This window comes from Comamonas sp. AG1104, assembly GCF_003350425.1.
Taxonomy (GTDB): Bacteria; Pseudomonadota; Gammaproteobacteria; order Burkholderiales; family Burkholderiaceae_C; genus Comamonas; species Comamonas testosteroni.
On sequence record NZ_QQAS01000007.1, the window covers coordinates 56,987 to 70,782 of the forward strand.

The following is a 13,796-nucleotide window of genomic DNA, read 5'->3' on the forward strand; positions in this document are numbered from 1 at the left end:
CCGCGCTTGATCGGCGGTGTGCTCATGTTGTTGAAGAAATTCCAGAACCTTTCCGTGGCTCGCAAGATGTGGGCCTTGTTCCTGGGGCTGTTGCTGTGCAATGTGCTGGTGGCAGGCGGCTTGTTCAGCTATTTGCAGAATGTGGAGCAGCGGGTCAGCGCTGCCGTTCAGGCCACGGACAAGCGCATCAATCTTGCGCTGCGCTGGCAGGCACTGACGCTGCAGAGCGTGGAGGCGGCTCTGGCCAGCGTGCTCTCTTCGGAAGAGCATCTGATTGCTCAGCTCTCTCAGAAAGCGCGTGGGCTGATGCAGCAGGCAGGTGGTCTGCAGCAACAGGTGCAGGCCGATGCGCAAAGCGAAGTCGATCGCAGCGGCCTGGCCATGGTGGAGCAGGAACGCAAGGCAGTGCTCGATATCTACGAGCAGGCCTATCAGGCGCGTGATCTGGGCAAGGCCTGGGAGGCGCAGAAGCTGGTAGACGAACAACTGATCCCCGCTTCCAGGCGCTATGTCCAGGCGCAGGACTCCTTTATCGAGGCTCAGCAGCAGCAGCGCCTGGACGCAGAGCAGCATGGCCGTGAGCAAACCGCCATCGCCAAGCGCATGGCCATGGGGGTGGGCCTGTTCATGGGGCTGGTGGGAGCATTGCTGTCGCTGGCGACGATTCGCTCGATCACCACGCCCCTGAGCGAGGCAGTGCAGCTGGCGCAGACCATTGCGGCGGGCGATCTCAGCTATGCACCGCCGTCGACGGGGCGCAGCGACGAGCTGGGTCGGCTCATGCAGTCGCTGGCGCTGATGACGCGCCAGCTGCGCGGCCTGGTGGGCGAGGTTCAGGGCGGCGTGGAGGCCGTGGCCGCCGCATCCAGCCAGATGGCGCAGGACAACAGTGATCTCTCCGATCGCACAGCCCATGCGGCAGAGCAGCTCAAGGCCACGGTCAGCAGCATAGAAAACATGGTCACCCTGGTCACCCATTCGACCGACAGTGCGCGCCATGCCGACCAGAGCGCGCGCAGCGCCGCCGAGGCTGCGGCCAGCGGCGGCAGCGTGGTGCAGGAGGTGGTTCGCAATATGGAGCACATGGCGCAAAGCAGCCAGCAGGTGGCGGCCATCGTGGGGGTGATTGACGGCATTGCCTTCCAGACCAATATCCTGGCGCTGAATGCCGCAGTGGAAGCGGCGCGGGCAGGCGCTCAGGGCCGTGGCTTTGCCGTGGTGGCGGCCGAGGTGCGCGAGCTGGCCCAGCGCAGTGCCGAAGCGGCCAAGCAGATCCGCCAGCTCATGGAGCATTCCACAAAGCAGATGAAGTCGGGACAGACCTTGGCGCTGCAGGCCGGCCAGCGCATGGAGCATATCGTGCGTGATGTGCGCACGGTCAGCGGTCTGATCGCGTCGATCACCGAGGCTGCCCAGGCGCAGAACCAGGGTATCGCCCAGATCAGCGAGGCGGTGCAGGCGCTTGACCACATGACCAGCCAGAACGCTGGTCTGGTGGCTGAGTCCAGCGCGGCAGCGCGCGAGCTATTCCATCAGGCGCAAAGGTTGGAGGCCGGGGCGGGGCGCTTCCGTATCAACTATCAAGCGCTGGGTAACGAGATCGCCGATGTCGAGGTAGATGTCATGGAAGAAGTCCATGTACCTCGCCTGGCTGCGCTGGAAGCCGAAATGGCATGAATACCGAGTAGCGGGTTTCGGGTCTCGGGTCTCGGTCAGGTCTCGGCCAGGCCTTGGGCCGCATCCTCCAGCCAGAAAGCCAGCGCACCGTAATAACCTTCCCAGACGCAGCCGTTGCAGCCGCGCCCGCAGCAACTTGTGGGCTCGGGCGGAGGCTGACGCAGCGTCACCGCCGCAGCTGCGGCGCGCTGCTGCCACAGCGCAATCTGGCTGCGAGCCTGGGTCAGCGGCTGCAGCAGGGCCGCATCGCTCATTTCCTGAAGCGAACCCAGAGAAACTGGGCGATGAAGGCCAGACCCAGCACCAGAGCAAACCAGCCCACGATATGGGACTGGGCAAACAACTGGGCAATGCCGCTTTCAGGCTTGAACACAGGGGCCAGCAAGATGATGATGCCGATCAGTGCAATCGTCAGGCCCTTGATCAGAATTTCGTTGCGGGCTTTGGACTTTTGGGGGGCGGAGGGCAAGGGCATAAGCGAGCTGGCAGGTCAGAAAAGCAGAGGGAGATTATCCTTGCGCGCCTGAATTCACTGACATAAAAGGGTGTTTGTGCCCATTGCGTGCTCGCACCCAGCAAAAAAGAAAGATCTCCGCTTATGGCCATCCAATGGTTTCCCGGTCACATGCATCTGACGCGTCAGGCCATCACGGAGCGCGTCAAGGAAATCGATGTGGTCATCGAGGTTCTGGATGCGCGCTTGCCCGGCTCCAGCGCCAACCCCTTGCTGCAGGAGATGACGGGCCACAAGCCGCGCCTGAAGATACTCAACAAGCAGGACATGGCCGATCCGGTCCAGACCAAGGCCTGGATGGACTGGTACAACGCCCAGAGCGAGACGCGCGCCATTGCGCTGGACGCCTCGGAACCTGCTCCCACCAAGCGCCTGATCGAGCAGTGCAAGCTGCTGGCACCCTCGCGTGGCGGTCTGGCCAAGCCCATGCGCGTGCTGATCTGCGGCGTGCCCAATGTGGGCAAGTCCACGCTGATCAACTCCATGAGCGGCAAGACCCAGGCCAAGACCGGCAATGAGGCCGGAGTGACCAAGCTGGAGCAGCGCATCGTGCTGGCCGATGACTTCTATCTCTGGGACACGCCCGGCATGCTGTGGCCGCGCATCATCGTGGAGAAAAGCGGCTACAACCTGGCGGCCAGCGGCGCCGTGGGACGCAATGCCTACGACGAAGACCTGGTGGCGCTGGAGCTGCTTTTGTATCTGCAAAAACACTATGCCCCGATGCTGGAGGCGCGCTACAAGCTGGGCATTTCGGCTGAAGAAATTGCGGCGCTGCACGATGACGAGTTGCTGACAATGATCGGCAAAAAGCGTGGTGCCGTGATGAGCGGAGGCCGCGTGAACCTGCAAAAGGCGGCCGAGCTGGTGCTGACCGACTTCCGTGATGTGAGCATAGGCCGCATCACGCTGGAGACTCCGGCCGAATTCGAGGCCTGGCTTGCCGAGGGCCAGCAAAAGGATGCGGAGCGCCAGGCCAGGAAGGATGCCCAGACCAAAGCGCGCCGAAGCGCGCGCCGCCGCCAGCCCTGAGCTTGCGACTAACGCCCGGCCCCTGGGCGGCGCAGGCAGGTGGCACTGGGCAGGCGGGCCTTGCGTGCAGATTTTCTGAATCAGACTTGCCTGGGCGATTGAACTAATTGGCAACTGCCCCTAGCATTCATCATTCAGTCTGAATGCCAAAGGGCTTGCATGCAGCGTCATTTCGTCGAGACCAGATACCGGTTGCCCATGCGCCGCATGGTGTGGCTGGGCTGTCTCTGGATGTGGCTCCTGGGCGCCGCGATGAGTCTGGTCTGGTTGCTGACCCCGGCGATGGACGACTGGGATCTGGCGCTGTCCGGCGGCGTCATGCTGCTTTCGCTGCTGTGCATGGGCCTGGCCAAGGCCAGGCAGTGGGTCTGGGCCGTGTCCTGCTTTGTCTGGGGCAACTGGCTGTTGAGCTTGTTCTGGGTCTGGCACATGGGAGGGCTCTATGGGCCGGGAGTGATGGCATTTCCTGCCTGGTTGGCTGTTGCGCTCTGGGTGCAGGGCACGCGTGCCGCCCTCACGATGCTGGGGCTGTCCTCCATCGTCGTTGCCGCCCTATGGTGGCTGGCTCCTCATATCGGCACTCCGTTTGCGACTCTCTCGGCAGCCGAGCATCTGCTGGCGATGGTTCATTTGCTGGGCATGATGATGCTGGTGCTCATCATTTGCTTGCAGGCAAGAGCCAGCCTGGGGCGGCGTGTGCAGAAAAGCCAGGAGATGCTGGCCGCACTGGAGGCCAGCCAGAACGAGTTGCGCAAGTTCTATCGGGCGGTCGAGCAGAACCCCGAGAGCATCGTCATCACCGATCCCGAACTGAAGGTCATCTATGTCAACGAGGCCTTTCTGCTGCGCTCGGGCTATGCGCGTGAGCAGGTGATTGGCCAATCTACCGAGCTGGTGTCCACCATGGGCATGGACCGCAGTCACCGCCAGCGTGCGCTCAAGCAACTGGCCAAGGGAACGCTATGGCGTGGCGAGATGACCAATCGCACGAGCAAGGGTGAGGCCTTGCGGGAGTCGGTGCTGGTGACGCCGATTCGCACGCCTCAGGGAGAGGTCGTCAATTATGTGGAGCTCAAGCGCGATCTCTCCGAGCGCGTTCTGGCCGAGCGACGTATCCACGACCTGGTCTATCTGGACTCGCTCACAGGGCTGCCCAACCGCCATTCGCTGACCTTGCATCTGCGCGAGCTGGCCCTGGTTCGGCAGGATGCCAGCCATGGCTTGCTGCTGCTGGATGTAGATCGCTTTTCCGTCTTCAACGATGTGCATGGCATGCAGCACAGCGACGAGCTGGTGCAGGCCATGGGGGCCAGACTGGTCGAGGTGCTGCCTGACGATGCCTGGATTGCGCGTATCGCGGCTGCGGAGTTTGCTATCGTCTTCGATAGTCTGCACAAGCATGCCCAGGGCGTGGAGGAGCAGCTGCAGCAGTACGCGCAGACCTTGAAGAAGGCCTTGCAAAAGCCCTTTTCCCTCAACAGCTGGGTGGAAACCGAGTTTGTCAGCTGCTGCATCGGTGGTGCAGTGCTGGAGCCGGCCATCAAAGGCGGCAACAGTCATGACGTGCTGCGCTTTGCCAGCGTGGCCTTGCATGAGGCCAAGCTGGGCGGTCCGGGCAGCGTGGTGCTGTTCGAGCCGCGCATGGCCCAGGATGTGTATCGGCGCGTGCGCATTGCCAGGGATCTGTACCACGGCATCTCACAGGGCGAGCTGCGCCTTTATCTGCAGAGCCAGACCGATGCGCGCGGTCGCTGTGTGGGGGCAGAGGCACTGGTGCGCTGGCAGCATCCGGAATGGGGGCTGGTCAGTCCGGGAGAGTTCATCCCGGTGGCCGAGGAGTCCGAACTCATCGTGCGTCTGGGTGACTGGGTGCTGCGTCAGGCCTGTACGCTGCTGGCGAGACCGGCCATGGCAGAGCGCGGACTGCGTCTGTCGGTCAACGTCAGCGCCCAGCAGTTTGCGCATGACGACTTCATGGCCTCGCTGGACAAGGTCTTGAGGGAAACCGGTGCCAATTCGCGCCAGCTGACACTGGAGATCACCGAAGGCACCTTGCTACGGGATCTGGATCAGGCGCGGCGGCGCATGCTGGCACTGCGCGGCCTGGGCATAGAGATTTCTCTCGATGACTTCGGGACCGGCTATTCCAGCATGTACAGCCTGCAGCACCTGCCGATTCAGGAGCTCAAGATCGACAGAAGCTTTGTCAGCGGCAGCCATCGTTCCGAAAAAGATGCAGCTCTGGTGGAAGCCATGTTGCTGGTGGCGCGCCGCTTGCAACTGCGCGTGGTGGCCGAAGGCGTGGAGCTGTCCGAGCAGGCGCTGCAGTTGACGCAGTGGAACCCTGATATCGTGCTGCAGGGCATGCTGCTCGGTATGCCCCTGCCGCAGCAGCGTTGGCTGGTCGAGGTATTGGGCGAGCCCGATGCCACCGACAAGATATGAAAAAAGCCCACAACCATTGCTGGTTGAGGGCTTTCAGCTATGAATAGCGTAGTTGTTGGCTGTCGTCAGGCGGCAGGCTGCTCAAAATAGCGACGTGCCAGCAGATCCCAGAACCTCGAGCCGCGACCGATGTTGTCATCGTTGAAGTCGTAGGCCGGATTGTGCAGGCTCACGCCGGGCTGGTCGCCCTTGGCATTGCCAATCCAGCCATAGGCGCCGGGGACGGCCTCCAGCATGAAGCCGAAGTCCTCGGAGGTCATGGCGGGCAGCACATCGTCAAAGGCGTTGTCATCGCCGACCACTTCACGCATCACGGCGGCCATGAACTTGGCTTCGCGGGCGTGGTTGGTGGTGTTGGGGTAGGCGCCGGGGCGCAGCGTGAACTCGGCCGTGCACAGATGGGCGGCTGCCACATGGCTGCTGATGCGCTTGAGGCCTTCGACAAACATCTCGCGCGTCTCCTTCTTCAGGGTACGCACGGTGCCGGCGATGATGGCGTCATCGGGAATGATGTTTTCCACGGTGCCGCTGGTGATCTTGCCCACAGTGAGCACTGCCGAGTCCAGCGGATCGGTGCTGCGCGAGACCAGGGTCTGCAACTGGCTGACGATGGCACAGGCCACGGGAATCGGGTCCAGCGTCGTGTGGGGCATGGCCGCATGGCCGCCCTTGCCGTGGACTCTGATCTGAAAGCGCAGGGTGGAGGCCATGATGGGGCCAACGCGCACCGCCATTTGACCTGCCGGCAGCGATGGCCAGTTGTGCAGCGCAAACACAGCTTCACAGGGAAATTTGTCGAACAGGCCGTCATCCATCATGGCCTTGGCGCCAGCGCCTCCTTCTTCGGCTGGCTGGAAGATCAGGTGGACTGTGCCGTCAAAGTCGGGCTGCTGAGCCAAGGTGGTGGCTGCGCCCAGCAGCATGGTGGTGTGGCCGTCGTGGCCGCAGGCATGCATGCGACCCTTGTTCTGGCTGATGTGCCCGAAGGTGTTGATTTCCGTGACGGGCAGGGCATCCATGTCGGCGCGGATGCCGATGCTGCGGCCGGGGTTGTCCTTGCTTCGGCCCTTGCCGTAGATGCTGGCGACGATGCCAGTCTGGCCCAGGCCACGATGCACGGTCAGACCCAGGGCCGTGAGGTATGCGGCGACCTTGTCGCCGGTGCGGTGCTCTTCGTATTTGAGCTCAGGATTGGCGTGCAGGTCGCGGCGAAAACTGAGCAGCGTACCGAGGTGAGGAGTGATATCGGGTGTAGATCGCATACAGGGGCCGCGGAGCACCCAGTGCTGTAACTGTCGTGGCAGGCAAGCGTTGCGGGCCTGCCGGTGACCGCAGCATTTCAATAGCAAGACCCCCATCATAGGCGTATGCGGAGAGTGGGGGCTTAGGTAGATACCGAAATCAGGGATTTCAGCGCTTGTGCTAACCGAGGAAAAAGCAAGCGGTGACTTACCAGGCGTGAGAGCTCTTGCAGGCGGCCCGATGAGCCCTGCAGGCCGTGTCTTGCAGGGCGAAACACCCGCCACGGCAGCAGTCAGTCGTGAGCCCGCAATGCCCGTGTGTCGCCTCGCTCCGGCGCAAACGGCGAAAATACCAAGTTATGACCGCACAGAACGCCAAAATTTCCCTGTTCCAGCAGTTGCTGGTGCGCCCCGATCGCAACGATCCCAAGCCCCTCATCCTCTACCACGGCCGCCGCTGCCCCGACGGCTTCGGCGCGGCGCTGGCGGCTTGGCTGTTCTATGAAGGTCAGGCCGAGTTTCGCGGTCTGGATCACGGCGAGATCCAGACAGCCGACGACCTGGGCGATCTGGCCGGTCGTGCCGTCTATGTGCTGGACTTTGCCTTCGAGCCCACGTTGATGGCCGAGATCGAGTCGCGCGTGGCCAAGCTCGTGGTGCTGGACCATCACAAGAGCGCAGCCGAGAAACTCAGCGGCTACCAGTGCCAGTGCGGCGTAGTGCATTTCGATATGAGCAAGTCCGGCGCGCGTCTGGCCTGGGAGTTTTTCCAGGCCGACAAGCCTGTGCCCGGTCTGATCCGCTACATCGAGGACCGCGATATCTGGAAATGGGAATTCCCCGAAAGTGCGGCGTTTCTCGCGGCTCTGGACATGGAGCCCGTGCGCAGCTTTGAGCGCTGGGCCGAGATTGCAGCCTTCACGCCCGAGCAGGAAACGGTCTACATGGCCCGTGGGGGTGCCATGGACGAGAAATTCCAGAAGCTTTGCGCCGATATTGCCGACGGCGCCCAGGTGCTGGTCTTCAACGGCAGGCAGGGCCTGATGGTTAACTGCCCGGGCATGTTCCACAGCCAGGTGGGCGATTTGCTGGCGCGCCAGAGTGGCAGCTTTGCCCTGATGTGGCATGCCAATCACAAGGGCACCAAGGTGGGCCTGCGCTCGCGCTCGGAGTTCAATTGCATTCCTCTGGCAGAGAGCTTTGGCGGCGGCGGCCATGCCCAGGCCTGTGGCTTCAAGATGGGCAACGAGCGTCTGGTGGAACTGCTGCAGGGTGAACTCAAGGCCGAGCCCGAAGCGCAATACGAGTTTGCGGCCGCACCGGGCCTGCAGTTCGACGAAGAGGGCAAGTGGATTCGCGCAACGCCAAAGTCGGCGTAATTCAAGAAAATCATAGCTGTCAGCGCTTGAGATACAAGCGCTGACAGCTGTTTCTTATGCTTTGGATTGCCAGCCCGGCAGCGCCAGCAGCTTTTGCCAGTCCCGCGCTTCCTGCAGCTGAGTCAGGCTGGACCAGTCGGCCTCGAAGCGCATGGGCTGCCCGCTCACGGGGTGGGCAATCTCCAGCGCTCTGGCATGAAGCCATAGTCGTTGCTGACCCAGGCGCTCGGCCCACCAGCGGTTCAGCGGTCCCTTGCCGTGGGTGGCGTCACCGATGATGGGGTGGGCCACATGCTTGAGGTGGCGGCGGATCTGGTGTCGGCGGCCTGTAGTGGGCAGGGCTTCGACCAGGCTGATGCGGGTCTCGGGGTGCCGGCCGTCATAGCTTTCGGGCCAGGACAGGCGTGCCAGACAGCGCAGGCGCGTGTGCGCCTCCTGCACCGGGGCATCCTCGGGCGCATCGTCGGGCTTGAGTGGGTGATCTACTTCCACTATTTCGGGCAGCCAGCCGCGCACCAGGGCCCGATATTCCTTGCGGGTTTCATGGGCTGCAAAGCTCGCCGCCAGGGCCTGGGCTGCGTCCTTGTGCAATGCCATGACCAGCACGCCGCAAGTGCCCTTGTCCAGCCGGTGCACGGGCCAGACATGGCGACCCAGCTGGTCGCGCAGCGTCTGCATGACAAAGCGGGTCTCGTGCGCGTCCAGGCCCGTGCGATGCACCAGCCAGCCAGCGGGTTTGTAGACCACAACCATATGCTCATCCTGCCAGAGTATGTGCAAAGGCGGATTGGCAGAAGAGCCGTCGGGCAGGGCGGTATCGGGCATGTGAAAGGCAGACAGAGGAGGGCGAGCCGCACTCTAGCGCACAGCGCAAAGCTTTGCTGACCAGGGCCTGCCTGCTGACAGACCGCTTCGTGGCCGAAAATGGGTGCGGGCCGCTCTACGTCGGCTCATTTTTTTTGGAGTAGCTGCCAGCTCTTGACGGATCAATGCTGGCAGCCATTTGGAGGCTTGATCTTGTGTCTGTGATGTTCAAGGGCGTGGTGGTTTCGGTCCTGGCGTCCGTGCTGTTCGCTTCGCTGTATTACCTCTCGCCTTTTCTTGCCCCGCTCGATGGCGAGCAGATCTTTGGCTGGCGCGTGCTGGTGACGCTGCCCTTTACCACTGCCCTGCTGTTCGCTCTCAAGGAGGTTGCGGCGGTACGCGACTTGCTGGCGAGAGCCCTGGCCCAGCCACGGTTTGGAATGCTGCTGGTGCTGAGCTCGGCGCTGCTGGGCGTGCAGCTATGGATTTTCATGTGGGCACCCATGAACGGGCGTGCGTTGCCGGTGTCGCTGGGCTATTTTCTGCTGCCGCTGGTGATGGTCGTGGCCGGGCGTGTGCTGTTTGCCGAGCGCCTGACGCCCGGCCAGAGCCTGGCTACGCTCTTGGCGGCTGCGGGCGTGGCGCATGAGCTCTGGCAGGCCGGCGGCATGTCCTGGGAGACCTGGGTGGTGGCGCTGGGTTACACGGTGTATTTCTCGCTGCGCCGCTGGCTGCAGACCGATACCCTGGCCGGTCACTGGATCGACATGGCCTTGCTGGTGCCGGTGGCCGTCGGCTTCACGCTGCGCGTGCCCGGCAGCTGGCCTCTGGTGGCGGGTTATCCGACGTTATGGGCCCTGCTGCCCTTGCTGGGCGTCGTCAGCGCCGTGGCGCTGGCGCTGTACATGATTGCCAGTCGCTGGCTGCCGCTGGGCCTGTTCGGTCTGCTGTCCTATGTGGAGCCGGCCCTGCTGGTCGTGGTGGCCTGGCTGCTGGGCGAGAGCATGGAGCCACAGCAGCAACTGAGCTATGCGCTGATCTTTGCCGCCGTGGGTCTGCTGATCGGCGACGGTTTGCGGCATTCATGGCGTGGGCGTTCACACACATCGGACTGAGATGGCTGCAGTTCCAGCCCCAAGTTGGTGCATCAAAGGACAATAATTGAAGTTTTGTTTTGTTTGAAGGAATTGCTCGTCATGGCATCGACCCCATCCCCTATCCGCGTTGCTATCGTCGGTTACGGCAATCTGGGCCGCGGCGTGGAAGCTGCTGTCGCCAAGAACCCCGATATGCAGCTCAAGGGGATTTACACCCGTCGCGACCCTTCCCAGCTCCAGCCCCTGAATGCAGGTACGCCGGTGCATTCCATGGATGTTTTGCTGTCGCACAAAGGTCAGGTCGATGTGCTGATTCTCTGCGGCGGCTCCAAGGACGATTTGCCCAGGCAGGCGCCCGAGCTGGCGGCCCATTTCAGTCTGGTCGACAGCTTTGACACCCATGCCCGCATCCCCGAACACTTTGCCAATGTGGACAAGGCCGCTCAGGGGGGGCAGTGCACGGCCCTGATCTCGGCCGGCTGGGACCCGGGCATGTTCTCCATCAACCGCGTGCTGGGTGAAGCCCTGCTGCCTGACGGCGCTACCTACACCTTCTGGGGCAAGGGCCTGAGCCAGGGGCATTCCGACGCCATCCGCCGTGTGGAAGGCGTGGCCGGCGGCGTGCAGTACACCATCCCTGTGGAGGAGGCCGTCAACAAGGTGCGCTCCGGCGTGCGCCCTGAGCTGTCCACTCGCGAGAAGCACCAGCGTGAATGTCATGTGGTGCTCAAGGATGGCGCCGACGCCGAAGCCGTGCGCAAGACCATTGTGGAAATGCCTCACTACTTCGACCAGTACGACACCACGGTCCACTTCATCAGTGCCCAAGAGCTGGCCCGTGATCACTCTTCCATGCCCCATGGCGGCTTTGTGATCCGCAGCGGCAACACCAGTGCAGAGAACAAGCAGGTCATCGAATATCGCCTGCAGCTGGACAGCAACCCCGAGTTCACTTCCAGCGTGCTTGTGGCCTATGCCCGCGCCGTGCATCGCCTGGCCCAGGCCGGCCAGCATGGCTGCAAGACCGTGTTTGATGTGGCTCCTGGCCTGCTGTCGCCCAAGAGCGCCGAACAACTGCGTGCCGAGCTGCTGTAAATCAGTCGCCAGCAGCAAAAAGCCTCGCAGAGTCTGCGAGGCTTTTTTGTGTCGAAACGGGCTGCAGCGCCAATTGCCAGATGTTTGGCAGCTATTGATTTTCAAGTGGTTGCGGGGATTCGAGGCCGCTCACGCGTGCCGCATCTTCGAGCCTGTCCACATCGCGCAGAGGTTTGAACAGCGTCATCCAGCCGCCCACCACGCCCAGCGTGCACAGGCTGCCCAGAATGGCAGCGGGAACTGCGCCGAACCATGAGGCGCTGCTGCCTGCGCGGAACTCGCCCAGCTCATTGGAGGAGCCGATGAACAGCATGTTCACCGCATTCACGCGGCCGCGCATATGGTCGGGCGTGGAAAACTGCACCAATGCGCCGCGAATATAGACGCTGACCATATCGGCTGCACCGGCCACGGCCAGTGCCAGCATGGACAGTACAAACCAGTGCGAGAGTGCAAACACCAGATTGGCCAGTCCGAACACTGCTACGGCAGCAAACATCACCTTGCCCACGCGGCGGTTGATGGGGCGCGATGCCAGCCACAGGCCCATGCAGACCTCTCCCGCAGCCATGGAGGAGCGCAGCAGGCCCAGGCCTTGCGGACCTACCTGAAGCACTTCATGCGCATAGACGGGCAGCAGGGCCACAACGCCGCCCAGCAGTACCGCAAACAGATCGAGCGAGATGGTGCCAAGGATGATGGGGCGGGTGCGCATGAAATGCAGACCTTCGGCAAAGCGTTGCCACATGGTTGTTTGCACGTCAGTGACGATCCTGGGGCTGGCAAAGTGCACGGGGACCTGGCTCAGCAGGCCTGCGCCCAGAAGCAGAGCGACGCCGCAGACCGCATAGGTCAGCACGCCGCCACCGAGCGCATACAGCAGGCCGCCCAGCACGGGAGCAGCAATCGCCGAGATACGCATCAGCATGCTGTTGGTGGCCAGGGCCTGGGCCAGTTGCTCGCGGGCTACGATCTGCGGCAGCAGGCTTTGCAGCGCCGGACCGCTGAAGGCGCGACTGCAGCCAAACAGCACCAGCACTGCATAAATCCAGTGCACATTGTGTGCGCCGCTCTCGGCCAGCAGCCACAGCAGGCCTGAGCAGACCGCGGCCACCAGCCAACTGATGCCGAGCAGGCGCTTGCGGCTCATACGGTCGCTGAGATCGCCTGCGGGAATCAGCAGACCAGCCATGGGCAGGAACTGCGCCAGCCCGACATAGGCCAGAGACAGCGGCTCGCGCGTGATGTCGTACACCTGCCAGGCCACCACCACGGCCTGCATCTGCTGGGCAAACATGGCAAGCATGCGTGCCAGCACGAAATTGACAAAAGCGGGATCGCGCAATGGCGGGATGGTGGAGGCCTGAGGCGCTGCAGAGGTGGCGGGGGTGGACAAGGTGAGATCCGTGAGTGCGGCTGGGGAGGCGGGAGTTGGCCTGGGCCGACTTCCTGCCTTGGCGACCTGAAATGTCAGAGGGTCGAGTATGCGCGATCGCCTTGTTTTCTGCAGTGCCTGTGGCCGTCCTGAGCGTCCACTTCTGTTGCGGTTCATATCCTGCAAGCAGGCTGCGGATTGACCTTCATGCCATGAAGGAGAGAAGCCTTGTTTGTCAAAAAATGTTTACCGACGAAGGCATGAGTCACTTTCCCACACGCAAAAAAACAGTGTCGATTCATCATAGCTTCACACAAATGGTTTTGCGTTATGAATAGCGAAGCTTTCTTTCAAGGAGTCACATCATGTCCATGCTTTCGATGCAATACGCAGGAACTCTTCTGGGCCGCGAAGCAGTCATTGAATTCCCGGACAGCCAGGCCCAAGTCCGCTACACCGCTAGCGGTCAGATGCGCTGGCGCGTGGTGGACTCGCAAGGACATATTTCCGAGGGCTGCGAGAACCTCAGCTATCTGCAACTGAGCGACCATCTGCATTTTTTGAACTGGATCGAGAAAACCGGCTTCACGGTCAGCCAGGTCATAGACTCGGCCAAGGGCACAGTTCAGGCTTTCTGGTCCTACGCTGACAACCAGTGTGAAAGCGGCCATCGTTCCTCCATGTTTGTGGAAGGCCGTTTCCGTCTGCGTTGAATCTGTCGGCTCTTGCCCAGGGCATGGAGCGGGGGTAAGAGCCAGCTCCATGATTTGTGTGTGTGAGGTCAGTGACTTTCCTCTCTTGCCGACATCCCAAAGGTGTCGGCTTTTTTCTCCGTGAAACATCGCAGGCTCAACCATCCCTGCGTATTTTTTGATCGCAGGGCCAGAAGTCAATGCCTGTGCGGCCTGGCCCTGTTTTCCCGAGGCTTGTCCACAGGCGGTTCCACAGACGCTGGGCATAACCTGCAATCCTGTTTTCCGAACTGCTGCGTTCAGAAAACATTCCCTAAGTAGTTACTGCCAAAAGAAAAACGTCCTCTGGCAACGAATCTGATGGATGGAGCGAGGTGCGTGAAACATCGGCATTGAATGTACGCATGAAAATAGAAAAGCCGGCACCTGGGCCGGCTTTTTCAAT

General features: G+C 62.1%; 12 protein-coding genes. 7 read left to right on the forward strand and 5 right to left on the reverse strand.

All coding sequences use genetic code 11. From position 1 onward, the window contains the following. The first annotated feature begins 24 nt into the window (after positions 1-24). Positions 25-1,677, forward strand: a complete 1,653-nt coding sequence (locus tag DFO48_RS19490; RefSeq protein WP_233506471.1) for a methyl-accepting chemotaxis protein — start codon at positions 25-27, stop codon at positions 1,675-1,677. Positions 1,678-1,712: 35 nt separating this feature from the next. Here the strand turns inward: DFO48_RS19490 and DFO48_RS19495 are convergent, their stop codons facing one another. Further along, positions 1,713-1,931: an oxidoreductase-like domain-containing protein gene (locus tag DFO48_RS19495; RefSeq protein ID WP_003077632.1), complete on the reverse strand. Its 219-nt coding sequence runs from the start codon at positions 1,929-1,931 to the stop codon at positions 1,713-1,715. Further along, entirely contained in the window at positions 1,928-2,152 is a 225-nt protein-coding gene (locus DFO48_RS19500; protein ID WP_114864507.1) for a hypothetical protein, read from the reverse strand. The genes DFO48_RS19495 and DFO48_RS19500 overlap by 4 nt, the downstream gene beginning before the upstream one ends. A gap of 123 nt (positions 2,153-2,275) precedes the next feature. Here DFO48_RS19500 and ylqF point away from each other — a divergent pair, with 123 nt between their 5' ends. Both ylqF and DFO48_RS19510 read left to right on the forward strand, forming a co-directional pair. Beyond that, positions 2,276-3,223 carry a ribosome biogenesis GTPase YlqF gene (ylqF, locus tag DFO48_RS19505; protein WP_003077630.1) on the forward strand — a complete coding sequence of 316 codons (948 nt, stop codon included), beginning with the start codon at positions 2,276-2,278 and terminating at the stop codon, positions 3,221-3,223. Positions 3,224-3,382: 159 nt separating this feature from the next. Beyond that, complete coding sequence (locus DFO48_RS19510; RefSeq protein ID WP_114864508.1) at positions 3,383-5,668, forward strand: bifunctional diguanylate cyclase/phosphodiesterase; 2,286 nt, start codon at positions 3,383-3,385, stop codon at positions 5,666-5,668. Between the two features lie 65 nt (positions 5,669-5,733). Here DFO48_RS19510 and DFO48_RS19515 read toward each other — a convergent pair whose 3' ends face one another. Further along, entirely contained in the window at positions 5,734-6,930 is a 1,197-nt protein-coding gene (locus DFO48_RS19515) for a M20 aminoacylase family protein (RefSeq protein ID WP_046461988.1), read from the reverse strand. Positions 6,931-7,268: 338 nt separating this feature from the next. On the opposite strand from DFO48_RS19515, the gene DFO48_RS19520 reads away from it, so the two are divergent. Next, positions 7,269-8,288 carry a DHH family phosphoesterase gene (locus DFO48_RS19520; protein ID WP_003063891.1) on the forward strand — a complete coding sequence of 340 codons (1,020 nt, stop codon included), beginning with the start codon at positions 7,269-7,271 and terminating at the stop codon, positions 8,286-8,288. A 54-nt stretch (positions 8,289-8,342) separates the two neighbouring features. Here DFO48_RS19520 and DFO48_RS19525 read toward each other — a convergent pair whose 3' ends face one another. After that, on the reverse strand, positions 8,343-9,113 hold the full coding sequence (locus DFO48_RS19525; protein ID WP_003077624.1) for a pseudouridine synthase: 771 nt from the start codon (positions 9,111-9,113) through the stop codon (positions 8,343-8,345). A gap of 203 nt (positions 9,114-9,316) precedes the next feature. Here DFO48_RS19525 and rarD point away from each other — a divergent pair, with 203 nt between their 5' ends. Together rarD and DFO48_RS19535 are read left to right on the forward strand one after the other, a co-directional pair. After that, the gene (rarD, locus tag DFO48_RS19530; RefSeq protein ID WP_114864588.1) at positions 9,317-10,207 is read left to right on the forward strand and encodes an EamA family transporter RarD; all 891 of its coding nucleotides are present in this window, start codon (positions 9,317-9,319) and stop codon (positions 10,205-10,207) included. A gap of 81 nt (positions 10,208-10,288) precedes the next feature. After that, positions 10,289-11,284, forward strand: a complete 996-nt coding sequence (locus DFO48_RS19535; protein WP_003077619.1) for a diaminopimelate dehydrogenase — start codon at positions 10,289-10,291, stop codon at positions 11,282-11,284. A gap of 91 nt (positions 11,285-11,375) precedes the next feature. Here DFO48_RS19535 and DFO48_RS19540 read toward each other — a convergent pair whose 3' ends face one another. Beyond that, the gene (locus DFO48_RS19540) at positions 11,376-12,680 is read right to left on the reverse strand and encodes an MFS transporter (protein WP_003077617.1); all 1,305 of its coding nucleotides are present in this window, start codon (positions 12,678-12,680) and stop codon (positions 11,376-11,378) included. A gap of 344 nt (positions 12,681-13,024) precedes the next feature. On the opposite strand from DFO48_RS19540, the gene DFO48_RS19545 reads away from it, so the two are divergent. Continuing rightward, positions 13,025-13,372, forward strand: a complete 348-nt coding sequence (locus DFO48_RS19545; RefSeq protein ID WP_003053278.1) for a hypothetical protein — start codon at positions 13,025-13,027, stop codon at positions 13,370-13,372. Positions 13,373-13,796: the final 424 nt, after the last annotated feature.